At 71.9% G+C, this 24,801-nt stretch carries 26 protein-coding genes; 18 read left to right on the forward strand and 8 right to left on the reverse strand.

The window, feature by feature from the left end; translation table 11 throughout:
* Positions 1-278: 278 nt before the first annotated feature.
* From alr to ACZ4WZ_RS29725, 4 genes are all read left to right on the forward strand, one after another.
* Entirely contained in the window at positions 279-1,415 is a 1,137-nt protein-coding gene (gene alr, locus ACZ4WZ_RS29710) for an alanine racemase (protein ID WP_467895264.1), read from the forward strand.
* A 26-nt stretch (positions 1,416-1,441) separates the two neighbouring features.
* Complete coding sequence (locus tag ACZ4WZ_RS29715; RefSeq protein ID WP_467895267.1) at positions 1,442-2,647, forward strand: alpha/beta fold hydrolase; 1,206 nt, start codon at positions 1,442-1,444, stop codon at positions 2,645-2,647.
* Complete coding sequence (tsaE, locus tag ACZ4WZ_RS29720) at positions 2,604-3,158, forward strand: tRNA (adenosine(37)-N6)-threonylcarbamoyltransferase complex ATPase subunit type 1 TsaE (RefSeq protein ID WP_467895270.1); 555 nt, start codon at positions 2,604-2,606, stop codon at positions 3,156-3,158. Before ACZ4WZ_RS29715 ends, tsaE begins: the two co-directional genes overlap by 44 nt.
* A gap of 256 nt (positions 3,159-3,414) precedes the next feature.
* Positions 3,415-3,591: a hypothetical protein gene (locus ACZ4WZ_RS29725; protein ID WP_467895273.1), complete on the forward strand. Its 177-nt coding sequence runs from the start codon at positions 3,415-3,417 to the stop codon at positions 3,589-3,591.
* Between the two features lie 102 nt (positions 3,592-3,693).
* Here ACZ4WZ_RS29725 and ACZ4WZ_RS29730 read toward each other — a convergent pair whose 3' ends face one another.
* The gene (locus tag ACZ4WZ_RS29730; protein ID WP_467895276.1) at positions 3,694-4,251 is read right to left on the reverse strand and encodes a L,D-transpeptidase; all 558 of its coding nucleotides are present in this window, start codon (positions 4,249-4,251) and stop codon (positions 3,694-3,696) included.
* 135 nt (positions 4,252-4,386) lie between these two features.
* Between ACZ4WZ_RS29730 and tsaB the strand changes: the two genes are divergently transcribed.
* The 5 genes from tsaB (at position 4,387) to ACZ4WZ_RS29755 (ending at position 7,747) form a co-directional block, all read left to right on the forward strand.
* Positions 4,387-5,049, forward strand: coding sequence for a tRNA (adenosine(37)-N6)-threonylcarbamoyltransferase complex dimerization subunit type 1 TsaB (gene tsaB / locus ACZ4WZ_RS29735; protein ID WP_467895279.1), 663 nt, complete (start codon positions 4,387-4,389; stop codon positions 5,047-5,049).
* Positions 5,046-5,567: a ribosomal protein S18-alanine N-acetyltransferase gene (rimI, locus tag ACZ4WZ_RS29740; protein ID WP_467895281.1), complete on the forward strand. Its 522-nt coding sequence runs from the start codon at positions 5,046-5,048 to the stop codon at positions 5,565-5,567. The genes tsaB and rimI overlap by 4 nt, the downstream gene beginning before the upstream one ends.
* Entirely contained in the window at positions 5,560-6,720 is a 1,161-nt protein-coding gene (gene tsaD, locus ACZ4WZ_RS29745) for a tRNA (adenosine(37)-N6)-threonylcarbamoyltransferase complex transferase subunit TsaD (protein WP_467895284.1), read from the forward strand. Before rimI ends, tsaD begins: the two co-directional genes overlap by 8 nt.
* Positions 6,717-6,992: a hypothetical protein gene (locus ACZ4WZ_RS29750; protein WP_467895287.1), complete on the forward strand. Its 276-nt coding sequence runs from the start codon at positions 6,717-6,719 to the stop codon at positions 6,990-6,992. The genes tsaD and ACZ4WZ_RS29750 overlap by 4 nt, the downstream gene beginning before the upstream one ends.
* 92 nt (positions 6,993-7,084) lie before the next feature.
* Positions 7,085-7,747, forward strand: a complete 663-nt coding sequence (locus ACZ4WZ_RS29755; RefSeq protein ID WP_467895290.1) for a hypothetical protein — start codon at positions 7,085-7,087, stop codon at positions 7,745-7,747.
* Positions 7,748-7,752: 5 nt separating this feature from the next.
* Here the strand turns inward: ACZ4WZ_RS29755 and ACZ4WZ_RS29760 are convergent, their stop codons facing one another.
* Positions 7,753-8,925: a class I SAM-dependent methyltransferase gene (locus ACZ4WZ_RS29760; protein WP_467895293.1), complete on the reverse strand. Its 1,173-nt coding sequence runs from the start codon at positions 8,923-8,925 to the stop codon at positions 7,753-7,755.
* Between the two features lie 90 nt (positions 8,926-9,015).
* On the opposite strand from ACZ4WZ_RS29760, the gene ACZ4WZ_RS29765 reads away from it, so the two are divergent.
* Positions 9,016-9,963 (forward strand): polysaccharide deacetylase family protein, encoded by a 948-nt coding sequence (locus ACZ4WZ_RS29765; RefSeq protein ID WP_467895296.1) that lies wholly within the window; start codon positions 9,016-9,018, stop codon positions 9,961-9,963.
* Between the two features lie 14 nt (positions 9,964-9,977).
* Positions 9,978-10,847, forward strand: coding sequence for a polysaccharide deacetylase family protein (locus ACZ4WZ_RS29770; RefSeq protein WP_467895408.1), 870 nt, complete (start codon positions 9,978-9,980; stop codon positions 10,845-10,847).
* Positions 10,848-10,871: 24 nt separating this feature from the next.
* Here the strand turns inward: ACZ4WZ_RS29770 and ACZ4WZ_RS29775 are convergent, their stop codons facing one another.
* Together ACZ4WZ_RS29775 and ACZ4WZ_RS29780 are read right to left on the reverse strand one after the other, a co-directional pair.
* Entirely contained in the window at positions 10,872-11,921 is a 1,050-nt protein-coding gene (locus tag ACZ4WZ_RS29775) for an aldo/keto reductase (RefSeq protein ID WP_467895411.1), read from the reverse strand.
* A 599-nt stretch (positions 11,922-12,520) separates the two neighbouring features.
* Complete coding sequence (locus ACZ4WZ_RS29780; protein ID WP_467895299.1) at positions 12,521-12,853, reverse strand: ArsR/SmtB family transcription factor; 333 nt, start codon at positions 12,851-12,853, stop codon at positions 12,521-12,523.
* 105 nt (positions 12,854-12,958) lie between these two features.
* Here ACZ4WZ_RS29780 and ACZ4WZ_RS29785 point away from each other — a divergent pair, with 105 nt between their 5' ends.
* Positions 12,959-13,267 carry a putative quinol monooxygenase gene (locus ACZ4WZ_RS29785; protein WP_467895302.1) on the forward strand — a complete coding sequence of 103 codons (309 nt, stop codon included), beginning with the start codon at positions 12,959-12,961 and terminating at the stop codon, positions 13,265-13,267.
* Between the two features lie 437 nt (positions 13,268-13,704).
* On the opposite strand, the gene ACZ4WZ_RS29790 is transcribed toward ACZ4WZ_RS29785, so the two are convergent.
* Positions 13,705-15,138, reverse strand: a complete 1,434-nt coding sequence (locus tag ACZ4WZ_RS29790) for an FtsW/RodA/SpoVE family cell cycle protein (RefSeq protein WP_467895305.1) — start codon at positions 15,136-15,138, stop codon at positions 13,705-13,707.
* 621 nt (positions 15,139-15,759) lie between these two features.
* Between ACZ4WZ_RS29790 and groES the strand changes: the two genes are divergently transcribed.
* Together groES and groL are read left to right on the forward strand one after the other, a co-directional pair.
* Positions 15,760-16,068, forward strand: a complete 309-nt coding sequence (gene groES, locus ACZ4WZ_RS29795) for a co-chaperone GroES (protein ID WP_030230757.1) — start codon at positions 15,760-15,762, stop codon at positions 16,066-16,068.
* Between the two features lie 132 nt (positions 16,069-16,200).
* Entirely contained in the window at positions 16,201-17,829 is a 1,629-nt protein-coding gene (gene groL, locus ACZ4WZ_RS29800) for a chaperonin GroEL (protein WP_388934742.1), read from the forward strand.
* 92 nt (positions 17,830-17,921) lie between these two features.
* Here the strand turns inward: groL and ACZ4WZ_RS29805 are convergent, their stop codons facing one another.
* Together ACZ4WZ_RS29805 and ACZ4WZ_RS29810 are read right to left on the reverse strand one after the other, a co-directional pair.
* Positions 17,922-18,635: an ester cyclase gene (locus tag ACZ4WZ_RS29805; RefSeq protein ID WP_467895310.1), complete on the reverse strand. Its 714-nt coding sequence runs from the start codon at positions 18,633-18,635 to the stop codon at positions 17,922-17,924.
* Between the two features lie 81 nt (positions 18,636-18,716).
* Positions 18,717-19,490, reverse strand: coding sequence for an SDR family NAD(P)-dependent oxidoreductase (locus ACZ4WZ_RS29810; protein WP_467895313.1), 774 nt, complete (start codon positions 19,488-19,490; stop codon positions 18,717-18,719).
* 172 nt (positions 19,491-19,662) lie between these two features.
* On the opposite strand from ACZ4WZ_RS29810, the gene ACZ4WZ_RS29815 reads away from it, so the two are divergent.
* Complete coding sequence (locus ACZ4WZ_RS29815; protein WP_467895316.1) at positions 19,663-20,571, forward strand: LysR family transcriptional regulator; 909 nt, start codon at positions 19,663-19,665, stop codon at positions 20,569-20,571.
* 148 nt (positions 20,572-20,719) lie between these two features.
* Here ACZ4WZ_RS29815 and ACZ4WZ_RS29820 read toward each other — a convergent pair whose 3' ends face one another.
* Positions 20,720-21,046: a WhiB family transcriptional regulator gene (locus tag ACZ4WZ_RS29820; RefSeq protein WP_388934733.1), complete on the reverse strand. Its 327-nt coding sequence runs from the start codon at positions 21,044-21,046 to the stop codon at positions 20,720-20,722.
* A gap of 378 nt (positions 21,047-21,424) precedes the next feature.
* Here ACZ4WZ_RS29820 and ACZ4WZ_RS29825 point away from each other — a divergent pair, with 378 nt between their 5' ends.
* The 3 genes from ACZ4WZ_RS29825 to guaB all read left to right on the forward strand — a co-directional run bounded on the left by ACZ4WZ_RS29825 (position 21,425) and on the right by guaB (position 24,657).
* Positions 21,425-22,036: a response regulator transcription factor gene (locus tag ACZ4WZ_RS29825; RefSeq protein ID WP_003948568.1), complete on the forward strand. Its 612-nt coding sequence runs from the start codon at positions 21,425-21,427 to the stop codon at positions 22,034-22,036.
* Between the two features lie 342 nt (positions 22,037-22,378).
* On the forward strand, positions 22,379-23,008 hold the full coding sequence (locus tag ACZ4WZ_RS29830) for a sigma-70 family RNA polymerase sigma factor (RefSeq protein WP_388934731.1): 630 nt from the start codon (positions 22,379-22,381) through the stop codon (positions 23,006-23,008).
* A 149-nt stretch (positions 23,009-23,157) separates the two neighbouring features.
* A complete protein-coding gene (gene guaB, locus ACZ4WZ_RS29835; protein WP_467895321.1) occupies positions 23,158-24,657 on the forward strand; it encodes an IMP dehydrogenase in 1,500 nt (499 codons plus the stop codon).
* The last annotated feature ends 144 nt before the right edge of the window (positions 24,658-24,801 follow it).

Raw genomic sequence — 24,801 nt, forward strand, 5'->3', positions numbered from 1 at the left:
CCCGGTCGTGCGGGGTGGACACCGGGCCGGTCCTACGGTGCGGACACCGGGCCGGACCCCCCGCGTGTCCGGGGCGGACCGCGGGCACGCCCGGCCGTGGGCCGGACCCTGTCCGTACCAGCCGGACCCCCGGCCGCGCCCGGCCGTCGCGCCCGGTCGCCGGCCCCGCCCCTCCCCAAGGGCCCCGCCCTCCGAGCCACTGCACCGGCGGGGCCCGCCGTGGCGGCGGGCGGCGGGCAGAGCGGAGGCCGGGGGAGGGTTCTGAGACACTGTGGGCGATGAACGAGACACCGATGCGCGTGTACGCCGAGATCGATCTTGACGCAGTACGGGAGAACGTACGCGCCCTGCGCGCGCGGGCACCCCGGGCCGAGCTGATGGCCGTCGTCAAGGCGAACGCCTACGGGCACGGTGCCGTCCAGTGCGCCCGTGCGGCCCAGGAGGCCGGTGCCACGTGGCTCGGCACCGCCACCCCCGAGGAGGCGCTCGCCCTGCGCGCCGCCGGCATCGAGGGCCGCGTCATGTGCTGGCTCTGGACCCCCGGCGGGCCCTGGCGGGAGGCCGTCGAGGCCGGTATCGACGTGTCCGTCAGCGGGATGTGGGCCCTGGACGAGGTCCGGGCCGCCGCCCGCGCGGCCGGCCGTACCGCCCGCGTCCAGCTCAAGGCCGACACCGGCCTCGGCCGCAACGGCTGCCAGCCCGCCGACTGGGCCGAGCTGGTCGGCGCGGCCGTCGCCGCCCAGGCCGAGGGCACCGTCCAGGTCACCGGCGTCTGGTCCCACTTCGCCTGCGCCGACGAGCCCGGCCACCCCTCCATCGCGCTCCAGCTCGACGCGTTCCGCGACATGCTGGCCTACGCGGAGAAGGAGGGCGTCGACCCCGAGGTCCGGCACATCGCCAACTCGCCCGCGACGCTGACCCTCCCCGAGAGCCACTTCGACCTCGTGCGCACCGGGCTCGCCGTCTACGGCGTGTCCCCGTCGCCCGAGCTCGGCACCCCCGCCCAGCTCGGGCTGCGCCCCGCCATGACCCTCAAGGCCTCCCTCGCGCTGGTCAAGACCGTTCCCGCCGGACACGGCGTCAGCTACGGCCACCACTACGTCACCGGGGCCGAGACGCACCTTGCGCTCGTCCCCGCCGGCTATGCCGACGGCCTTCCCCGGAGCGCCTCCGGCCGCGGCCCGGTGCTCGTGGGCGGCAAGGTCCGGCGGGCCGCCGGACGGATCGCCATGGACCAGTTCGTCGTGGACCTCGGCGAGGACCTCGCCCGGGCCGGCGACGAGGTCGTCCTCCTCGGGGACGCCGGGCGCGGCGAACCGACCGCCGAGGACTGGGCTCAAGCGGCACACACGATCGCGTATGAGATCGTCACCCGTATCGGAAGCCGGGTTCCCCGGGTGTACCTCGGCGGCTGACAAGGCCGTCAGGGGCCGAGTGGCGCGTGCGAGTGCTGAGTGAGGACGGCGACGTCGTGAGCGAGAACTGGCGCAGGGCCGGCTGGGCTGGCGCCGCCATCGGTGTGCTGGCGGCCGGTGCCGCGGCCGGTGTCGCGGTCGAACGGATCACCGTGGGGCGCGGCATCCGCATGAAGGCGCGCCTCGCCCTCGACGCCGCCGGCGACTTCGGCTCGCTGCGCGGGACCGAGGGCGCGTGCCGCGCCGAGGACGGCACCGAGCTCTACTACGAGACCGACGAGCTGCCCGAGGAGGGTACGAAACGCCGGCTGCGGCCCAAGGATCCGGCGGCCGGCACCACCGTCGTCTTCTGCCACGGCTACTGCCTCTCCCAGGACTCCTGGCACTTCCAGCGCGCCGCCCTGCGCGGAGTCGTCCGCTCCGTCTACTGGGACCAGCGCAGCCACGGCCGCAGCGCCCGCGGCCTGGCCCAGGCCGACGGCGAACCGGTGACCATCGACCAGCTCGGCCGCGACCTGAAGGCCGTCATCGACGCCGCCGCGCCCGAGGGCCCGCTCGTCCTCGTCGGCCACTCCATGGGCGGCATGACCGTCATGGCCCTCGCCGAACAGTTCCCCGAGCTGGTGCGCGACCGCGTCCGCGGGGTGGCCCTGATCGGCACCTCCAGCGGCCGGCTCGACGAGGTGACGTACGGACTGCCCTCCGTCGGACTGGGGGCGGTGCGCCGCATCCTGCCCGGGGTGCTGAAGGCGCTCGGCTCCCAGGTCGAGCTGGTGGAGAAGGGGCGCCGGGCCACCGCCGACCTCTTCGCCGGCATGATCAAGATGTACTCGTTCGGCTCCCGGGACGTGGACCCCGGTGTGGCGCGCTTCGCCGAGCGGCTGATCGAGGCCACCCCGATCGACGTGGTCGCGGAGTTCTACCCGGCCTTCCAGACCCACGACAAGAGCGCAGCCCTCCAGCGGTTCGCGGACATCCCCGTCACCGTCGTCGCCGGGGACCGGGACATGATCACCCCGGCCGGGCACAGCGTGGCCGTCAAGGAGGAGCTGCCGGCCGCCGAGCTGGTGGTGCTGGAGGACACGGGGCACCTGATGATGCTGGAGCGCCCCGACCTGGTGACCGGGCTGCTGACCGGCCTGCTGGCGCGCACCGGAGCCGTCCCCGCAACGGCTAACGTTGGGGGACATGGAAGAAGTACCGCGGGAAGCGCCGCGCAGCCCGGCCGCTGAGGCCCTGGCCGAGGCCGCCGCAGAGACCCTGATCACCGTCGACTCGCCCGCCTCCATGCAGGAGCTGGGCCGCAGGATCGCCGGCCTGCTCCGCCCCGGCGACCTGGTCCTGCTGACCGGCGAGCTCGGTGCGGGCAAGACCACCCTGACCCGGGGGCTGGGCGAGGGGCTGGGGGTGCGCGGGGCCGTGACCTCGCCGACCTTCGTGATCGCCCGCGTGCACCCGTCCCTGGGCCAGGGGCCGGCGCTGGTGCACGTGGACGCGTACCGCCTCGGCGGCGGGCTCGACGAGATGGAGGACCTGGACCTGGACGTCTCGCTGCCCGAGTCCGTGGTCGTCGTGGAGTGGGGCGACGGCAAGGTCGAGGATCTCTCCGACGACCGGCTGCACGTGGTGATCGGGCGGGCGGTCGGCCACGAGGAAGTCCTGGACGACGTACGCGAGGTCGCGCTGCGCGGCGTCGGCGCGAGGTGGGCCGGCGCGGAGCTGGCGGCCCTGTCGGAGCGGTAGGCGGGCGCCCCGCGCGACTTCGTGGGACCCGGCGGAACGGGCGGAACCCGGTGGAACGGCGCCGGCCCGCCCGGCCCGGCCGTGATCCGGCGGATCCGCCGGCGGCCGTACCGCCGTGGTTCCGGCCTGCGCGGCCGACAACGTACCGACAAGTCGTCGGGAAGATATTGCGTTGGCGTGGGCTCGCGTGATGACATGGTACCCAGCGCTGGTTAGGTCTACCTAAGTACGCGTTCCCGGGTCTCAGGAGGCAGCCATGTCGGCAGCAGGAGCAGAGCGAGCGCCCGTCGTGTCCATGCGGGCCCTGCTCGCGGCGGGCGTGGCCGCCACGGCGGTGTCCACGCCGCCCGCGCGCGCGGCGGCGGAGCCCGAAGAGGGGCCCGCGCCCGAAGCGGAACCGGAACGGGCCGCCCCCGAGTCGGAAGCGGCCTGATACGCACCTTCGGGTGAATCACGCTGCGTGGGCACGTCACGCCGCGTGAGGCGTCCCGCCCGGGGGAACGCCGTACGAGGGTCCCGCCGGGGCGTGCGGCCGTCAGGCGACGACGACGACCTTCGCGCCGATCGTCGCGAAGGCCCAGACCGCGTCACCGTCCGCCCGCGCCATGCGGATGCCGCCGGTCTTCTTCGTGGTGTCCGGCTCCGGCATCGAACCGTCCACCCGGGCGCTGAAGCCGATCGCGATGCCGTCCGCGCTGGCGAACCGCACGACGTGCTCGATCGGCACCCCGTCCGTGCCGGTCACCGCGCCCGCGCGCGAGCCGACGACATAACTGCCGGGCGCCGGGTGCACGGTGCTCGGCACCACCGCGAACGTCCTCGGCTCCTTGCCGTCCTCCGTGACCAGCCAGACCCGCTTCTGGGAGACCGAGTACACGACCCGCGGCCCCGTCCCGGAGTCGGCCGGCACCGCGGCGGGCTTCGCCGGGTCCTGCTTCGCGGGGGCCTGTCCCTGCGGCGCGGCAGGGGCCTGCGGGCCCGTCCTGGCGGGGTGCGCGGGCGCGGTCGCGGAGGCCTGGTAGCCCAGGAAGCCGATCGCTGCGATCGCCGCCGCGGTGAGCCCGGCCACGATTCCCGAGCTGCTGCGTGCCACCTTGCTCCACCTCTCCGCGCCATGGGTCGTCGAACTCCCGGCCGACCCGGGTGTGTCCCCGGTCGAAAGGTAGCAGCCGGGCCCCGCCCCGACCGGCCGCAAGGCCCTGGGGCCGGGGAGTCGTAGGCTGTTCGCGTGCTCTTGCTCGCCGTAGATACCGCCACGCCCGCCGTCACCGTCGCCCTGCACGACGGGGAGTCCGTCCTCGCCGAGTCGAACCAGGTCGACGCCCGCCGCCACGGGGAGCTCCTGCTGCCCGCCGTGGACGAGGTCCTCGCCGAAGCCGGGGTGAAGCTCGAAGCCGTCACCGGCGTCGTCGTCGGCGTCGGCCCCGGCCCCTACACCGGGCTCCGCGTCGGCCTCGTCACCGCCTCCACCTTCGCCGCCGTCCTCGGCGTCCCGGTGCACGGCTTGTGCACCCTCGACGGGCTCGCGTACGCCGCCGGGGCCGCCGGGATCGAGGGCCCCTTCACCGTCGCCACCGACGCGCGGCGCAAGGAGGTCTACTGGGCGCGCTACGAGGACCCGCGCACCCGCGTCGGCCAGCCCGCCGTCGACCGCCCGGCCGACATCGCCGACCGCGTCGCCGGCCTTCCGGCCGTCGGCCAGGGCGCCCTGCTGTACCCGGAGGTCTTCCCGGACGCCCGCGGCCCCGAGCACCAGTCGGCCGCGGCGCTGGCCGCCCTGGCCGCCGAGCGCATCGCGGCCGGGGCGGAGTTCCTCCCCCCGACCCCCCTCTACCTGCGCCGCCCCGACGCGCAGGTGCCCAAGAACTACAAGGTGGTCACCCCGCAGTGACCGCCCCGACCGCAGTGCTCCGCGAGATGCGCTGGTGGGACATCGAACCGGTGCTGGAGCTGGAACACGAGCTGTTCCCCGACGACGCCTGGTCGGCCGGAATGTTCTGGTCCGAACTCGCCCACGCGCGGGGCCCGCACGCCAACCGCCGCTACGTCGTCGCCGAGGAACCCGGGACCGGCCGCGTCGTCGGCTACGCCGGACTGGCCGCCGCGGGCGACCTGGGCGACGTACAGACCATCGCCGCGGCCAAGGACCAGTGGGGCACGGGCCTCGGCGCCCGGCTGCTCACCGAGCTGCTGCGCGCCGCGACCGCCTTCGAATGCGCCGAGGTGCTGCTGGAGGTACGGGTGGACAACACCCGTGCCCAGCGTCTCTACGAGCGGTTCGGCTTCGAGCCGATCGGCTTCCGGCGCGGCTACTACCAGCCCGGCAACGTCGACGCGCTCGTGATGCGCCTGACCGACCCGGCACAGACCAGAACCGAAAACCCTGAGAGCAGTGAGAGCAATGGCTGACGAACCGCTCGTCCTCGGCATCGAGACCTCCTGCGACGAGACCGGCGTCGGCGTCGTCCGCGGCACCACCCTGCTGGCCGACGCGATCGCGTCGAGCGTCGACGAGCACGCCCGCTTCGGCGGGGTCGTGCCCGAAGTCGCCTCCCGCGCGCACCTGGAGGCGATGGTCCCCACCATCGAGCGCGCCCTGAAGGAGGCCGGGGTCAGTGCCCGGGACCTCGACGGCATCGCCGTCACGGCCGGCCCGGGCCTCGCTGGGGCGCTGCTGGTGGGCGTCTCGGCGGCGAAGGCGTACGCGTACGCGCTCGGCAAGCCGCTGTACGGGGTCAACCACCTCGCCTCCCACATCTGCGTCGACCAGCTGGAGCACGGGCCGCTGCCCGAGCCGACCATGGCGCTGCTGGTGTCCGGCGGGCACTCCTCGCTGCTGCTGGCCCCCGACATCACCAGCGACGTACGGCCGCTGGGCGCGACCATCGACGACGCCGCGGGCGAGGCCTTCGACAAGATCGCGCGCGTGCTGCAGCTCGGCTTCCCCGGCGGTCCGGTCATCGACCGGCTGGCGAAGGAGGGCGACCCGAAGGCGATCAACTTCCCGCGCGGTCTGACGGGGCCGCGCGACGCGGCGTACGACTTCTCCTTCTCCGGCCTGAAGACGGCGGTGGCCCGCTGGATCGAGGCCAAGCGCAACGCGGGCGAGGAGGTGCCGGTGCGCGACGTGGCGGCGTCCTTCCAGGAGGCCGTGGTGGACGTGCTGACGCGCAAGGCGATCCGCGCCTGCAAGGACGAGGGCGTGGACCACCTGATGATCGGCGGCGGCGTGGCGGCCAACTCTCGGCTGCGTTCGCTCGCGCAGGAGCGCTGCGACGCCGCGGGCATCGTCCTGCGCGTGCCGCGGCCGAAGCTGTGCACCGACAACGGCGCCATGGTGGCGGCGCTGGGCGCGGAGATGGTCAGGCGCAACCGGCCGGCCTCCGACTGGGACCTGTCGGCGGACTCCTCGCTGCCGGTGACGGACCCGCACGTGCCGGGCACGTCCTCCCAGGAGCACGAGCACGAGGACGGCCACGGTCACGGTCACGCCCATGGTCACGGCCACGCGCACGACCACGACCACGTGCACGAGCTCAGCAAGGACAACCTCTACTCATGAGCACCGTCACCCTGATGTGGGAGGCCCGGGCCGTCGACGGCCGGGGCAACGAGCTCCTGGAGTGGGCCCGGGCGCAGGTCCTGGCCCGGGAGCCGGTGCGCCGCGAAGTGCTGCGCGCCCCGCAGGAACGGGTGCTCGTCATCACCTGGTGGGAGGTCCCCGAGGGCCTGGCGGCGGAGCTGCCCGAGCTGCCCGAGCCGGCCGCGGACCTGATCACCCGGGCGGTGCACCGCTGGCGGTTCGAGTCGGTGGAGACGACCGGTACGGGCTGAGGCGCCCGCCGCGGCGGGCCGCGGCCCTGGTCGGGGCGGCGGTCGAGGAACTCTGCGGCGAAGCTCGAAGGGCCGCCGTTAGGGTCGTGCGCATGCCTAGCCGTGACCTCCCGCCCCCGCCGCCGCCCGCGCACCTGTGCGAGTGGCTGGACGAGGGCGTCGTACGGGCCGACCGCGCGCGTTTCCTCGCGGACCTGAGCCGGCGCAGCCTGGGCCTCGGCCGGCTGCTGTCGCTCTGGGGCGTCGCGGCGGCCTTCGCGCTGGGCTGGACCCTCGCCGGGCTGGCCGTGACGGCCTTCGCGGCGGGCGGCCCGGCCGGCTGCCTCGCCGGGGCCGTCTGCTCCGTGGCCGGGACCGCCGTACTGCTGCGCGCCGGGCTGTGCTGCGCGCGCGGCGCCCGGCGGGAGCGGCAGGTGCGGCAGCTGTTGTGCGCGTGGGTCCAGGCGGGCCGGGACCCCGAGGCCGATGCCCGCCTGCGGGCTCCGGCGCGGAGCGCGGTGTGGCTGGCGGCCTCCCTGGCGCTGGGCGGGTTCGGCCTCTGGCTGGCCTTCGCGTCGGCGGCCGGGGCGCGGCCGGGCACGGACACGTACGGGGAGGTGGCGTACTGCACGGGCGTCGGCATGATCCTGTGGACCACCGCCCTGCTGGGGCTGGCCAAGGCCGCGGCGTACTCCCGCTGGACCCGCACCACGGCGCCGGCGGCGGGCGACCGGCCCCGGCTCCGCGTGGCGGAATCCCGCCTCGCGGGGGTGTGAGGAGCCTAGGAAGCCGGGTGGCCGATCAGCATTGAGGGGGCCCCCGCCACCCGCGTCAGGAAGACCGTCGCCGAGTTCGGGCCCTGCGGCTTGACCTTCCTGCGCAGCTCCTCCGGCTCGATCGCGGACCCCCGCTTCTTCACCGTCAGGGTCCCGACCCCCCGCTCGCGCAGCAGCGCCTTGAGCTTCTTCAGCCCGAACGGCAGCACGTCGGTGATCTCGTACGCGGTCGCGTACGGCGTCCGGCGCAGCTCGTCGGCGGTGATGTAGGCGATGGTCGGGTCGATGAGCCGCCCGCCCAGCTGCCCGGCCACCTCCGCGACGAGGTGCGCGCGGATCACGGCCCCGTCGGGCTCGTACAGCCAGCGCCCGACCGGCCCCGCCTCCGGGTCCGGCAGAGGTTCGGCGGTCTCCAGCCCGCGCGGCCCCGGCAGCAGGGTGGCCCGTACCGTGCCCGGCGCGGTGCCGAACCACAGGACGGCCTCCTTCACGTCCCCGTGGTCGGAGATCCACTCGGCCTCGGCCTCCGCCGGAACCGCCTCGTGCGGGATGCCGGGCGCGATCTTGATGGCCGCGAACCGGGCCGCGCGGGCCGTCTCCACCGCCCACGACAGCGGCGGCGAGTACGACTCCGGGTCGAAGACGCGGCCGCGCCCGCCCCGCCGCGCGGGGTCGATGAAGACGGCGTCGTACGAGGACACGTCCACGGCCGTCACATCGGCCTCCCGGACCTCGATCAGGTCCGCCAGTCCCAGCGCCTCGGCGTTGGCCCGCGCGACGGCCACCGTCAGCGGGTCGCGGTCCACGGCCAGCACCCGGATCCCGCGCCGGGCCAGCGCCAGGGCGTCCCCGCCGATCCCGCAGCACAGGTCCGCGACGCCGCGTACGCCGAGCCCGGCGAGCCGCTCGGCGCGGTACGCGGCCACCGGCGCGCGGGTGGCCATCTCCCCGCCTCCGGGGGTGAAGTACATCCGGAAGGCGTCCTCGGCCCCGAACTTCGCCACCGCCCGCTGCCTCAGCCGGGCCTGCCCCAGCGCGGCCGACACCAGCGCGGCGGGGTGCTCGCGGCGCAGCCGGGTGGCCACGGCCAGCTCCTGGGCGGGGTCGTAGTCGCGGAGCGAGGTCAGGAGGGCGCGGCCCTCGGGGGTGAGGAGCGCGGCGAAGTCTTCGGGGGTCACCGGTTCATTGTGGGCCAGCCGGTGGAAGGGGCGGGTCCGGCCGTGGTGTCGTCCGGGGCGCGGCGCCGCGCGGTGCAAGGATCCGCTGCTATGCAGCTTGTACGACAAACATCACATACTTCGCAGTATGGTCACCGGCTCGTGGGACGCCCGCGCGGCCGGTACGGGGTGGCCCTGGCCGCGCTGCTGGTCGCCGCCCTGGGCACGGGGTGCGGCGCCGCGGAGTCCGGGAAGCCCGCCAAGGGCGAGCCCGGCCAGGGGACGGAAGCGGGCGGCGCGGCCGGTGCGCTCGCCAACCCCGCCGAGAAGCTCAAAGCCGCCCAGCAGGCCCGCATCGCCGCGGCCAAGAAGTGGCGGCTGGCCAAGACGCCGCTCCTGGCCCCGGCCGCACCGAAGGAGAAGCCCGAGATCACCACGCGCGAGGGCTTCGAGGTCGAGGACCAGGACGAACTGCCCCCGGTCTTCACCACCATCCCGACCGAGGACAAGGTCGTCTTCCTGACCGTGGACGACGGGGCCGAGAAGGACCCCGAGTTCATCAGGATGATGAGCGAGCTGAAGATCCCGTACACGGCCTTCCTCAGCGACTACCTCGTGCGCGAGAACTACCCCTACTTCAAGGAGATGCAGGCGGCGGGCGTCACCCTCAACAACCACACCGTCAACCACCGCTACATGCCCGGACTCTCGTACGAGCAGCAGCGCGAGGAGATCTGCGGCCAGCAGGACATCATCCAGAAGCAGTTCGGCAAGCGGCCCTCGCTCTTCCGCCCGCCGTACGGCAACTACAACCAGGACACGCTGCGCGCCGCCAAGTCCTGCGGCATCAAGGCGGTCCCGCTGTGGAACGCCGAGGCGTTCGTGAACCGGATGGAATACCGCGAATGGGACCGCGATCTCCACCCCGGTGACATCATCCTGACGCACTTCCGGGGCCGGGAGGACTGGAAGGGCACGATGCCTGACATGATCCGTCATGTCATGAAGACCGTCACGGACAAGGGATACGCCGTGGCACGCCTGGAGGACTACTTGTGAGGTACGCGCGCCGGTTGGTAGCCGGGACGCTGACGGCCGGCGCGCTCGCGCTGTCCCTGACGGGATGCGGGAACAGCGTGGATCCCATTGAACGGCTGGGCCGCAAAACCGCTCAGGACACCGCTTCCCCCTCGGCCCACCCGTCCGCGCCGGCCCCCGCGGCAAGCTCCGCACCGGCCGGCACGGCGGGGGACGAGGCGTACCGGAAGTGGGGCCTGAAGGCCCCCGTCCAGTACGCCCCCAAGCCCGCCCAGAAGCCCCAGCTCCCCAAGGCCGCCCCGGGCAAGGCTGCCGTGCTGGACCGAATACCCGTCGCGCCGACGGAGAAGGTCGTCTTCCTGACCTTCGACGACGGCGCGGAGAAGGACCCCGAGTTCCTCAAGATGGCGACCGACCTGAAGCTGCCGATCAGCATGTTCCTGACGGACAACGTCGCTTCCTCGGACTACGGCCACTTCGAGAAGCTCCGCGACAACGGCTCCGGCAGCACGGTGAACAACCACACCCTGACGCACCCGAACCTCCGCACCCTCCCCTTCGCGGCGCAGAAGAAGGAGATATGCGGGCAGCAGGACCGCCTGGAGAAGCGCTTCGGCAAGCGGCCCCCGCTCTTCCGCCCGCCGTTCGGGAACTACAACGACGACACCCTCAAGGCCGCCGCCGAGTGCGGGGCCCCGACGGTGGTCCTGTGGCGGGCGTCGATGCAGGTCAACGACTTCCAGTACGCGGAGGGCTCCGCCCTCAAGCCGGGTGACATCATCCTGGCCCACTTCCGCGGCCCGTCGGAGCTCAAGGGCGCGACGGAGACCCAGATGACGGCGCGGATGCTCCAGCGGATACAGGACCAGGGGTACAGGATCGGCCGCCTGGAGGACTACCTGTAGGACTGCCTGTAGGGGCCGGGCCGGCTAGCCGGCGCTGCGGTCCGCGAGGGGACGGCGACGTTGCGCGGGGTCGGTCAGCGACAGCGGCTGCCAGACGCCGTCCGGGTGGTAGAGGTTGGTGCCCGGCGGCACGATCTCGTCGATCCGGTCCAGCACCCCGTCGTCCAGCACCAGATCGGCACCCTTGAGCGCGGCCTCCAGCTGCTCGGCCGTACGCGGACCGATGATCACCGAGGTGACGGCCGGATGCGCGAGCGGGAAGGCGAGGGCCAGCTCCGGCACCGTGCGGCCGATCCCGTCCGCCACCTCCGCGAGCCGCTCGACGGCCTCCAGCTTGGCGACGTTCCCCGGGATCGACAGGTCGAAGCGCGCGGGGTGCAACGCGGCCCGGCCGGTGGTCATGTCGATGGCGCGGCCCAGCCGGTGCCTGCCGCTCAGGAAGCCGGACGCCAGCGGGCTCCAGGTCAGCACGCCCATGCCGTAGCGGCGGGCGACGGGCAGGACGTCCCGCTCGACGCCCCGCGCGAGGATCGAGTACGGCGGCTGCTCGGTGCGCGGGCGCGGCAGCGCGCGGCGTTCGGCGACGTGGTGCGCCTCGGCGATCTGCTCGGCGGGGAAGGTGGAGCAGCCGAAGGCCCGGATCTTCCCGGCCCGGACCAGGTCGCCGAGGACGGACAGGGTCTCCTCGATGTCGGTCGAGGGGTCGGGGCGGTGCACCTGGTAGAGGTCGATCCAGTCGGTGTCGAGGCGCCTCAGGCTGTCCTCCACGGCCCGCGTGATCCAACGCCGCGAGTTGCCGCTGCGGTTGCGGCCCTCACCCATCTGGAAGTGCACCTTGCTGGCGAGCACGACGTCGTCCCGGCGCCCCTTGAGCGCCTTGCCGACGATCGTCTCCGACTCGCCGGCGGAGTACATGTCGGCGGTGTCCACGAAGTTGATGCCCCGGTCGAGGGCGGCGTGGATGATCCGGACGCAGTCGTCGTGATCGGGATTGCCGATCGCACCGAACATCATCGTGCCGAGGCAGTACGCACTCACCTCGATGCCGGTCCCACCCAGGTTTCGGTATCGCATGGTCATACCGGCGGACTGTAGGAGTTGGAGCGCGCTCTAGGTCAAGGGGTGGGAGGTGGGGTGGGGCGGGGTTTAGGGCGGGGCCTCGGCGGGGCGGTGTCAGAGCCGGTTTGGGGGGTTCCCGTCAGTCCCATCGTCCTTCCGTGTCGTGCCGGTCCCTCAAGGGCGCTCCTTCGTCGCGTCGCTACGCGATGGCCTTCGGCCACCCTTGACCGACCGACCCGCCCCGGAAAGCCGAAAGACTGCCGGGAACCCCCCAAAAGAACGGTCACGGGGCAGGAATGGAGGAACGGGTCCCTCAGTGATGAGGCGAGGGGCCCACGGCCGTGTCCCGCATCCGGGCCCGTGCACTGCCCGGCCAGGCCTGGGGCCCGGCTACCCGCACCACATGTTGACCAGGACGACATCCGGGACCGGTGGGCGCGACAGATCGCTACGCGCTCCTCCCGGCTTGGCGTCCGGCGGCCGTCATGGGCTGATACCCGCACCACATGTTGACCAGGACGGCATCGGCACCGGGGGCGCGACAGATCGCTACACGCTCCTCATTTCTCGGCGGCTGATGGCCGTCTCGGGCTGATAGCGGCGCTGGACGGTGATCACAGAGGGGGACCCTCCTGGCCCGGCTCGGCCGTCAGGATGGTGAGGAGTCCGGGGAAGCGGGCCTCGATGTCCGCTCGACGCAGTTCGGCCATCCGGCTGTTGCCCCGGTCGACCTGGCGGACCAGGCCGGCCTCCCGCAGGGTGCGGAAGTGGTGGGTGACCGTCGCCTTGGAAACGGGCAGGGCGAAGGAAGCGCAGGTGCGCGCCGTGCCTTCGGGGGCGGCTGCCAGCTCGCGCACCACCCGGCGGCGCAGCGGGTCGGCGAGCGCGGACAGCACTTTGCCGAGCTCGATTTCCTCGATCGCCGGGTGACCCTCGTCGTCGGGCATGGAAGCGACCTCCTCTCCTTAGGTATGGATTGGATCTTACCTTCGACGACTGCTAGCGTCCGGTAGGTACGAACTCAGTCGTACCTTCTATGGGGGAGAACTCTGATGGATCAGCTCGTCACCGTCGTGGGCGTCGCCCGCCCCAAGCCCGAACGCGCCGGAGAGCTCATGGACCTGCTGCTCTCCTTCGTCGAGCCCACCCGCCAGGAGCCGGGCTGCCTGGAGTACCACTTCCACGAGGACTGCGAGGAGCCCGGCGTCTTCGTGTTCTACGAGGTGTGGCGCAGCCAGGCCGACCTGGACGCCCACTTGGCGCTGCCGCACCTGCGGGACTTCTGGGAACACCGGATGGACTACTTGGCCACTGACCTCGAACTCCGCTTCGTGCACATGCGCAGCCCCCACGGTCACTGACCGTGCGGCCCTGATCGTCATGTGGTGCGGGTATCAGCCCCGGACGGTCGTCGGACGCCAAGCCGGGAGGAGCGTGTAGCGATCTGTCGCGCCCACCGGTCCCGGATGGGGTCCTGATCGTCATGTGGTGCGGATAGCCGGGCCCCCGGCCTGGCCGGGCAGTGCACGGGCCCGGATGCGGGACACGGCCGTGGGCCCCTCGTCTCGTCACTGAGGGACCCGTTTCTCCATTCCTGCCCCGTGACCGTTCTTTTGGGGGGTTCCCGGCAGTCTTTCGGCTTTCCGGGGCGGGTCGGTCGGTCAAGGGTGGCCGAAGGCCATCGCGTAGCGACGCGACGAAGGAGCGCCCTTGACGGGCCGGCGCGACACGGAAGGACGATGGGACTGACGGGAAACCCCCAAACCAGCTGTGAGGCGGGCCGACAGCACCCCGCCCCTCACCCCGCCCCCGCCCCCGTCCCCGCCCCCGCCCGTACCCCCACCCCCACCACCGGCGTGATCGTCGTCTCCGCCGGGTCGCGGGCGTCGGCTTCGCGTTGGCGTTCCGCGCTGTCGCTGATGCGCAGCAGCAGGGCGATCATGATCCAGTTCGCCAGCAGCGACGAGCCGCCCTTCGCCAGGAAGGGCAGGGCCTTGCCGGTCAGGGGGATCAGGCCCGTCACGCCGCCGGCGACCACGAAGACCTGGAGCGCCAGTGCCGCGGCCAGGCCCACCGCCAGCAGCTTGCCGAACGGGTCCCGCGCGGCCAGTGCCATGCGCAGGCCCCGCTGCACGAGCAGGGCGTAGACGAACAGGACGGCCATGACCCCGGCCAGGCCGAGTTCCTCGCCCACCGTCGTCAGGATGAAGTCGCTGCGGCCCGCGAACTTGATCAGCTCCGGGTGGCCCATGCCCAGGCCGGTGCCGGAGACGCCGCCGGTGCCGAAGCTGAACAGGGCCTGCGCGGACTGCTCCGAGTTGAGGCCCTGCGGAGGGTTCGGCGCGTAGATCGCCAGGGGGTTCAGCCAGGCGGCGACCCGTGCCTTGACGTGGGGTTCCGTCGAGCCGACCACGAAGGCGCCCGCGGCCGCCATGAGCAGGCCGCAGACGATCCAGCTGGTGCGTTCGGTGGCCACGTACAGCATCACCACGAAGACGCCGAAGAAGATCAGCGAGGTGCCGAGGTCGCGCTCGAAGACCAGGACGAGCAGCGACAGGATCCACACCGTGATGATCGGCCCGAGCTGGCGCATCGGGGGCAGGCGCAGGCCCAGGAACTTGCGGCCGGTCAGGGCCAGGGAGTCGCGGTGGACGACCAGGTAGCCCGCGAAGAAGATCGCGATCATGATCTTCACGAACTCGCCCGGCTGGAGCGAGAAGCCGAACAGGATGATCCACCGCTTCGCGCCGTACGTGTCCGCGCCGAAGAACGCCGGTGCGATCAGCAGGACCAGGGCGACGGCCATGGTGATGTAGATGAACCGCTGGAGCAGCCGGTGGTCGCGCAGCAGCGCCACGACCAGGATGCAGGCGGCGACCCCGACCACCGTCCACATCAGCTGGTCGGGCGCGTTCGCCACGGAGTCGTACCGCTCGATGTAGCCCTGGTCGAGCCGGTGGATCAGGACCAGCCCGAGCCCGGTCAGCAGCATCGCGAGCGGGAAGACCAGCGGGTCCGCGTACGCCGCGAACCGGCGGATGCCCAGGTGTCCCACCAGGGACAGCAGGGTCAGGCTGATGGCGAAGCCGGCGAGGTGCTGCGGCAGCTCGCCGTTCATGGCCAGTCCGGCGCTGACGTGGCCGAAGACGGCGATGCCGATGACCAGGACGAGCAGCAGTGCTTCGGTGCGGCGGCGGGCGCCCGCCGCCGTCAGCGGCCTCAGTCCGCGCACGGGGCGCCGCCGCCGAGGGCGTCCCGCTCCGGCCGCGGAGGGGGCGGCGGCGGGGCGGATGACCGGGTGGGGGCGGGGGAAGGAGAAGAGGACGGCGCGGCGTCCGGCGCACCCTGGGTCGTCACAGTGGTCGGCCGGGGGCCGATCTGCTCGGCAATGAGGCGCTTTATCTTCATATCTTCTACGACGTCGATGCCCTCCCCGAGGTTCCTTTCGGAATAACTCATTCCGGATCCTTCGTCGGGACGGGCCCTCGCTCGAGAGGTTTCCTGCGAAGGGATTCGGCCAGCTTCCGCGCGTCTTCGGCCGACAGGGCGCGCCCGCCCCAAGCGCCGCATACCGGGCGGAGGTCCCCCGGCGTCCCCGTGCGGGGCCGGGCGGGTCCGGCGGGGTCGGCGTTCAGCCGAACGGGGGGTTCGGCGGCCGGAATACGTGGAACCGGTGGAGCGTGTTGGCACTCCGCTTGACCGAGTGCTAATCGCCGGAATAGTCTCGCACCTGGCACTCGCCCCCGGTGAGTGCCAACACAGCGACAGGCAGGTCCGGCACCCGCGACGACGGATCGACCTGGTCGCCACCTCAGACAGTTAACCCCGGATCTCCGAAGGGGGAGGTCGGATCGTGACGACCGCCAGCTCCAAGGTTGCCATCAAGCCGCTTGAGGACCGCATCGTGGTCCAGCCGCTCGACGCCGAGCAGACCACGGCCTCCGGCCTGGTCATCCCGGACACCGCGAAGGAGAAGCCCCAGGAGGGCGTCGTCCTCGCGGTCGGTCCGGGTCGCTTCGAGGACGGCCAGCGTCTCCCGCTGGACGTCAGCGTCGGCGACATCGTGCTGTACAGCAAGTACGGCGGCACCGAAGTGAAGTACAGCGGCGAGGAATACCTCGTCCTCTCGGCCCGCGACGTCCTCGCGATCGTCGAGAAGTAATTCTCTTCTCCAGTTTTGCTTTGAGCTGCGCCCCTGGTCACCCTGCTGATGCCGGGCGGCGAGGGGCGTAGTTCGTTTCAGGCGGTCGCGGTGAGCGGCCGAGGATCGCAACGAGAGGGCGGAACCGCTCCCATGCCCAAGATTCTGAAGTTCGACGAGGACGCCCGCCGCGCCCTTGAGCGCGGCGTCAACAAGCTTGCCGACACGGTCAAGGTGACGATCGGCCCCAAGGGCCGCAACGTCGTCATCGACAAGAAGTTCGGCGCTCCCACCATCACCAACGACGGTGTCACCATCGCCCGCGAGGTCGAGCTGGACGACCCGTACGAGAACCTGGGCGCGCAGCTCGTGAAGGAGGTGGCGACCAAGACCAACGACATCGCGGGTGACGGCACCACCACCGCCACCGTGCTGGCTCAGGCGCTCGTCCGCGAGGGCCTGCGCAACGTCGCCGCCGGCGCCTCCCCGGCCGCCCTGAAGAAGGGCATCGACGCCGCGGTCAAGGCCGTGTCCGAGGAGCTCCTCGCGACCGCCCGCCCGATCGAGGACAAGTCCGACATCGCCGCCGTGGCCGCGCTCTCCGCGCAGGACGCCCAGGTCGGCGAGCTCATCGCCGAGGCGATGGACAAGGTCGGCAAGGACGGTGTCATCACCGTCGAGGAGTCCAACGCCTTCGGCCTGGAGCTCGAGTTCACCGAGGGCATGGCCTTCGACAAGGGCTACCTGTCCCCGTACATGGTCACCGACCAGGAGCGTATGGAGGCCGTCCTCGACGACCCGTACATCCTGATCAACCAGGGCAAGATCTCCTCCATCCAGGACCTCCTGCCGCTGCTGGAGAAGGTCATCCAGGCGGGTGGCTCCAAGCCGCTGCTGATCATCGCCGAGGACGTCGAGGGCGAGGCCCTCTCCACCCTCGTCGTCAACAAGATCCGCGGCACCTTCAACGCGGTCGCCGTCAAGGCGCCCGGCTTCGGTGACCGTCGCAAGGCGATGCTCCAGGACATGGCCACCCTCACCGGTGCCACCGTCATCGCCGAGGAGGTCGGCCTCAAGCTCGACCAGGCCGGTCTGGACGTCCTCGGTTCCGCGCGCCGCGTGACCATCTCCAAGGACGACACGACCATCGTCGACGGTGGCGGCAACGCCGCTGACGTCGCTGGCCGCGTCAACCAGATCAAGGCCGAGATCGAGTCCACGGACTCCGACTGGGACCGCGAGAAGCTGCAGGAGCGCCTGGCGAAGCTCGCCGGCGGCGTCTGCGTCATCAAGGTCGGCGCCGCCACCGAGGTGGAGCTCAAGGAGAAGAAGCACCGCCTCGAGGACGCCATCTCGGCGACCCGCGCCGCGGTCGAGGAGGGCATCGTCTCCGGTGGTGGCTCCGCGCTCGTCCACGCCGTCAAGGTCCTCGAGGGCAACCTCGGCCTGACCGGCGACGAGGGCACGGGCGTGTCGGTCGTCCGCCGCGCCGCGGTCGAGCCGCTGCGCTGGATCGCCGAGAACGCCGGCCTCGAGGGCTACGTCATCACCTCGAAGGTCGCCGAGCTCGACAAGGGCCAGGGCTTCAACGCCGCCACCGGCGAGTACGGCGACCTGGTCAAGGCCGGCGTCATCGACCCGGTCAAGGTCACCCGCTCCGCCCTGGAGAACGCCGCTTCCATCGCCTCCCTGCTGCTCACGACCGAGACCCTGGTCGTCGAGAAGCCGGCGGAGGAGGAGGCCGAGGCCGGTCACGGCCACGGTCACGGCCACAGCCACTGACGCTGACGCCGCAGGCACACGAGAGGCCCCCGTCCCGCCGTTCGTACGGCGGGGCGGGGGCCTTCCCGTTGCCCCGGTTCAGGGCCGCGGGCTCATGAGCCCATCGACTTCATCGGGTCCATCCCCAACTGGCGCATCATGCCCATGACGTCGTAGTGCCACCAGCCTTCGGCGATCATCCCGTCCTTGCAGCGGAAGGTGGTCTGGCCGGTCGCGCTGACCTTCTTGCCGGTGGGCGCGAGACCCATGAAGTCGCCGGTGTGCGTGGCGTTCCAGGTCCAGAGCGTGGTGACGAGGTCTCCTTCGGCGAGCTGCTGGTCCTTGGTGAAGGTGAACTCGAAGGCGGAGCGCCACATGGCGAGGTCCGCCATCAGGCCGTCGATCCCCTGGGTGTTGGGGTCGGCCTGGAAGATGTCGTGGTCGACGTAGTCGGAGGCGAAGATCTCCTCGGCGACCGACCGGTCACCCGACATGGCCAACTCGTCGAACATGCGGTCCACGAGCATCTTGTTGAGGTTCTCGTCGCGGACCACGTCCAGGTTGGTGAAGGTCGGCATCCCCTCGCAGAGGGCCACCATCTCCTGGAACATCGTGTCCGTCTCCGGGAGCTGGGAGTTCTTCATGGCCTCTTCGTACGAGGGGAATTCGACCACGTCCACGTAGTGGTTCTCGTTGTCGCGGTCCCTGGCCACGACGCTGTGGGTGACGGTCCGCTTGCCCTGGCTCTGTGAGACGTACCGGTCCAGCAGCTGATTGAGGTCGTCCTGCCGGCTGGTCTTGTAATCGATTATCTGTACGAATGTCATGGCGGTCTCCCGGGCTGGAAGGGACCTTTTCAGTTTAGGAAGGTTTGTCCCGGTCAGCCGCTTGGCCGGTGACCGGGAGGGCTACTGGGGCCCGTACTTGCGCCCGGTGCGCGAGGACACCCCGCCCAGCAGCCCGCGCGGCGTCAGCTTCACCACGCCCATCAGTGCCTTGTAGCGCGGGTCCGGGATCGACACGGTCCTGCCGCGGGCCAGGTCGGTCAGCGCGGCGGCCACCAGCTTGTCCGCGTCGAGCCACAGCCAGCCCGGGATGTTGTCGGTGCCCATGCCGGCCCGCTGGTGGAACTCGGTCCGCACGAATCCGGGGCACAGGGCCATCAGGCGCACTCCGGATCCGGCGAGGTCCCGCGCCGCGCCCTGGGTGAACTGCACGACCCAGGCCTTGCTGGCGCCGTAGGTGCCGCGCGGTACGAAGGCCGCCACCGAGGCCACGTTGATCACCCCGCCCCGGCCTCGGGAGCGCATCGACTCCGTCGCCGCCGAGGTCAGCCGCAGCACCGCCTCGATGTGCACCTTCAGCATGGTCAGCTCGTCGGCCATCGACACCTCGAGGTAGCGGCCCTTGTTGCCGAAGCCCGCGTTGTTCACGAGCAGGTCCACCGGGTGCTTGCGGTCCCCGAGACGGTTCTCGACGGCCTCGATGCCCTTGTCGGTGGAGAGGTCGGCGGCCAGCACCTCGGCCTCGATGCCGTGCCGGTCGTGCAGTTCGGTGGCCTGTTCGGCCAGCCGCTCGGTGTCGCGGGCCACCAGTACGAGGTTGTGGCCCTGGGAGGCGAGCCGCCGGGCGAAGGCGGCGCCGATGCCCGCCGTGGATCCAGTGATCAGCGCAGTCGTCATGTGCGCAAAATAGCCGCCCGCGCCGGCTTCCGTGCTTCCCCGGGCACGTGCGTGCGATCCGGTGCTCCGCCCGGGCCCCCGCCGGGGGTGCGCCCGCGTGGTGACGGCGGCCTCCTCAAAGGGACGACTGGGGGATTGGCGTCGCCGTCAAAGGCGGTCTTATGCTCGAAGGGTGATCGAGGCACGCCACCTCCGGATCCTGCGCGCTGTCGCCGGGACCGGTTCCTTCTCCGCAGCCGCCCGCGAGCTCGGCTGCACCCAGCCCGCCGTCTCCCAGCAGATGAAGGCCCTGGAACAGTCGGCCGGGACCCCGCTGCTGGTGCGCACCGGCCGGGAGATGCGGCTGACCCAGGCGGGTGAGGCCCTGGTGCGGCACGCCGCCGGGATCCTGGCCGGGCTGACGGCCGCCGAGGAGGAGGTCGCGGCCATCGCCGGGCTGCGCGCGGGCCGGGTCCGGCTCGTCTCCTTCCCGAGCGGCAGCTCCACGCTGGTGCCCACGGCGCTCGCCGCGATGCGCGCCGCGCACCCGGGGACGCGCATCTCCCTCGTCGAGGCGGAACCGCCGAGGTCGGTGGAGATGCTGCGCGAGGGCGACTGCGACGTGGCGCTGGCCTTCCGCTACGGCGGGGACGGCCCCGCGGCGGGAAGCGCGGCCGAGTGGGAGGACCTGGTGGTCACCCCGCTGCTGACCGACCGGCTCGTCGGGCTGGTTCCCGAGGGGCACCGGCTGGCGGGTGCCGAGCGGGTGGGCATGGCCGAGCTGGCCGACGAGCCGTGGATCGCGGGCTGCCCGCGCTGCCGCCGCCATCTGGTGGAGGTGTGCGAGGGGGCGGGGTTCACCCCGCGGATCGACTTCGCCACCGACGACTACCCGGCGGTGGTCGGGCTGGTCGGGGCGGGGCTGGGGGTGGCGGTGCTGCCGGAGCTGGCGGTGGAGTCCGTACGGGCGAAGGGCGTGAGCACCCTGGCCGTGGAGCCGGCCGTGGAGCGGGAGGTCGTGGCGCTGACCCTGCCGGACCTGGCGCGCGTACCGGCGGTGGCGGCGACCCTCGGCGAGCTGGTCCGGGCCGCCGCGCGCTGACCGTACGGGGGCGTACGGCCGGACGGGTGACGGCCCGGACCATGGGTCGCGGCGACACGCCCGGGAGCGCGCGCGGATCTGAGGAAACGTTCCTTCGGATGTTTTTGCGAAGGGGCGGCTGCCGGGAGGGGTCGGGCCGGGCCGGCCGTCAGTGCGGCGGGACGGTGCCGGTCGTACTGGAGGCGGGGATCAGCCGGTGCCGCGCGCGGCCCATCAGTTCCTCGCGTTCGTCCTCGGTGAGCCCTCCCCACACCCCGTAGGGCTCGCGGACGGCGAGTGCGTGCGCGGCGCATTCCGAACGCACCGGGCAGCGCATGCAGACCTCTTTAGCCGAGGCCTCGCGCGCACTCCTGGCCGCGCCCCGCTCGCCCTCCGGGTGGAAGAAGAGGGAGCTGTCGACCCCGCGGCAGGCGGCCAGTAGCTGCCAGTCCCAGAGGTCGGCGTTCGGTCCGGGGAGGCGGGAGAAATCTGCCATTGGTAGTCCTCTTGGTGCCGGTACTACGCGGATACGGTCCATGTCTCCACACCTACTGTCGTAGTAGATGTAAATATGACTCATTGGGAATCTAGCCTCAGACACATGGCAAACGGAAGGAAAGCCGCCAAATAGGGCATAGCTCCAGATGGAGGACAGTTGGCTCGTGGCTCCGGCGCCGTGATCGCTTCCTCACGTAGAGTGCCGAAGGTGTCCGTCCGACCCGTAACTCTTTCGAGTGACCATCGTTGAGAGAGCGAGTGCGGTTGAAACGAGAGGTTCCCGGACAGGTGTCCGAGGGCATCGATCGCACAGGTGACGATACGTACCAGCCTGGAGGCTCAAGGTGACGCGCATCAGCAGCTGCGGAGGGCGGTCATGACTTCCGTCCTCGTCTGCGACGACTCCCCGCTTGCCCGAGAGGCGCTCCGTCGCGCGGTTGCCACCGTGCCCGGCGTCGAGCGTGTGACGACGGCTGCCAACGGCGAGGAAGTCCTCCGCCGCTGGGGTGCCGACCGCTCCGACCTGATTCTGATGGATGTACGGATGCCCGGGCTGGGCGGTGTCGAGACGGTCCGCCGGCTCCTGTCCGCCGACCCGGGCGCCCGCATCATCATGCTCACGGTCGCCGAGGACCTGGACGGCGTGGCCCTCGCGGTCGCGGCCGGCGCCCGCGGCTACCTGCACAAGGACGCCTCGCGCGCCGAGCTGCGGGCCACGGTCACCCAGGCGCTCGCCGACCCCACCTGGCGACTGGCCCCGCGCCGGCTCCGCTCGGCCGAGATGGGGGCCGCCCCCACCCTGACCGCGCGCGAGATCCAGGTGCTGGAGGGCATGAGCCACGGCCGGTCCAACGCGGAGATCGGGCGCGAGCTCTTCCTCTCCGAGGACACGGTCAAGACGCACGCCCGCAGGCTGTTCAAGAAGCTCGGCGCCTCCGACCGGGCGCACGCCGTGGCACTCGGCTTCCGCTGGGGCCTCGTCCGCTGACCGCCGCACCGGCGGCCGGCGGCCGGCGCGGTCCCGTCCGCCACCGGCGGACGGGGCGGCAGGCGTCCGCCGGCGCCGCCGTGGCGGAAGTCCCGCCGCCACCCGGTGTTCCACCGGGGATTGGCGGGGCACAATCCGGGGGACGTGTCGCTTCGGGCGCGATGCCGCATCCTTGATGGTGTGCCGCATTCTTGGAGAGGTCGAGTCCTCCGGGACGACGATTCGGGCCGAGCGGAGGGGAGGGCGCAGATGACGAGTTCCGGCGCACCCGCTCATAACGCTTCGATGCACAACACGGACCGCGATGCCGCGAACGCTCCCGCGTCAAGGCACCATGGATTGATGCGCGACGACGAGGCCCTGGGGTCACCCGCGGCCACAGGCCCCACCGGCGCCGCCAAAGGCGGCAACGCCGGGGCCGTCGGCGCGCTCGTACGGCGCGCCGTCGACGGGGACGAGCAGGCCACGCACGACCTGCTGGCCTTCGTGCACCCCCTCGCCCTGCGCTACTGCCGCACCCGGCTGTCGCGGCTCCCGGGTGATGCCCGTCACTTCGTGGAGGACCTCGCGCAGGAGGTCTGCGTCGCCGTGCTGATGGCGCTGCCCCGCTACCGGGACACTGGCCGACCCTTCGAGGCCTTCGTCTTCGCCATCGCCGCGCACAAGGTCGCCGACCTCCAGCGGGCCGCCATGCGGCACCCGGGGAGCACGGCCGTGCCCTCCGACGAGATGCCCGAGCGGCCGGACGACTCGCTGGGCCCCGAGGAACGGGCGCTGCTCAGCAGTGACGCCGCCTGGGCCAAGAAGCTCCTCGCGAACCTGCCGGAGAACCAGCGCGAGCTGCTCGTCCTGCGGGTGGCCGTCGGACTGACCGCCGAGGAGACCGGCCAGATGCTCGGCATGTCCCCGGGCGCGGTCCGTGTCGCCCAGCACCGGGCCCTCAGCAGGCTGCGCGCGCTCGCCGAGCAGTGACCGCCGCGGAGCCGCGCGTTCCCTTTTCGTTCCGCTTTCTGTCGTAGGAAACGACGAAACTTGCGGTTGACCTTGGTCGTGGAATGAGACGCCCCGGGATCCCGTTAGCATGGACATCCGCGCTGAGCAAGACCATTTGGGAAGGTGTCATGACCGCCGACGGAGTGCCCGACAAATTCGCCACGCTCGGACTGACCTACGACGACGTGCTGCTGCTGCCGGGCGCGTCGGACATGGCCCCCGACCAGATCGACACCTCTTCCCTCATCTCGCGCAACGTCCGGGTGAACGTTCCGCTGCTGTCCGCCGCCATGGACAAGGTCACCGAGGCCCGCATGGCCATCGCGATGGCCCGCCAGGGCGGCGTCGGCGTACTGCACCGCAACCTCTCCATCGCCGACCAGGCCAACCAGGTCGACCTGGTCAAGCGCTCCGAGTCCGGCATGGTCACCGACCCGATCACGGTGCACCCGGACGCGACGCTGCGCGAGGCCGACGAGCTCTGCGCCAAGTTCCGCATCTCCGGCGTCCCGGTCACCGACTCCGCCGGCAAGCTGCTGGGCATCGTCACCAACCGCGACATGGCCTTCGAGTCGGACCGCAGCCGCCAGGTGCGCGAGGTCATGACCCCGATGCCGCTGGTCACCGGCAAGGTGGGCATCTCCGGCGTGGACGCCATGGAGCTGCTGCGCCGCCACAAGATCGAGAAGCTGCCGCTCGTCGACGACGCGGGCATCCTCAAGGGCCTCATCACGGTCAAGGACTTCGTCAAGGCCGAGAAGTACCCGAACGCCGCCAAGGACAAGGACGGCCGGCTGCTCGTCGGCGCGGCCGTCGGCGTCGCCGGCGACGCGTACGAGCGCGCCCAGGCGCTGATCGAGGCCGGCGCCGACTTCATCGTCGTCGACACCGCCCACGGCCACTCCCGCCTGGTCGGCGACATGGTCGCCAAGATCAAGTCGAACTCCTCCGTCGACGTCATCGGCGGCAACGTCGCCACCCGCGACGGCGCCCAGGCGCTGATCGACGCCGGCTGTGACGGCATCAAGGTCGGCGTCGGTCCCGGCTCCATCTGCACCACCCGCGTCGTCGCCGGCATCGGCGTCCCGCAGGTCACCGCCATCTACGAGGCCGCCCTCGCCGCCAAGGCCGCGGGCGTCCCCGTCATCGGCGACGGCGGTCTCCAGTACTCCGGCGACATCGCCAAGGCCCTCGTCGCGGGCGCCGACACGGTCATGCTCGGCTCGCTGCTCGCGGGCTGCGAGGAGTCCCCGGGCGAGCTGCTCTTCATCAACGGCAAGCAGTTCAAGTCGTACCGCGGCATGGGCTCGCTCGGCGCGATGCAGACCCGCGGCGACCGCAAGTCCTTCTCCAAGGACCGCTACTTCCAGGAGGGGGTCGGCGGCGACGACAAGCTGATCCCCGAGGGCATCGAGGGCCAGGTCCCCTACCGCGGCCCGCTCTCCGCAGTCGTCCACCAGCTGGTCGGCGGTCTGCGCCAGTCGATGTTCTACGTCGGCGGCCGCACCGTCCCCGAGCTCCAGGACCGTGGCCGCTTCGTCCGGATCACCTCGGCGGGCCTCAAGGAGAGCCACCCGCACGACATCCAGATGACGGTGGAAGCACCGAACTACAGCCGCAAGGGCTGAGTACGAAGACCGCTCGAGGGGGCGGGCCCGGGCGGGGCCGCCCCCCCCCCCCTTCCCCCACCCCCCCCCCCACGGTCACCCGAACAGCAGGCCCCCCCCCCCCCGGGGCCTGGGCGGGTAGAACCCAAGGAAAAAACCCCCAAG

This window comes from Streptomyces sp. NPDC029122, assembly GCF_055569445.1.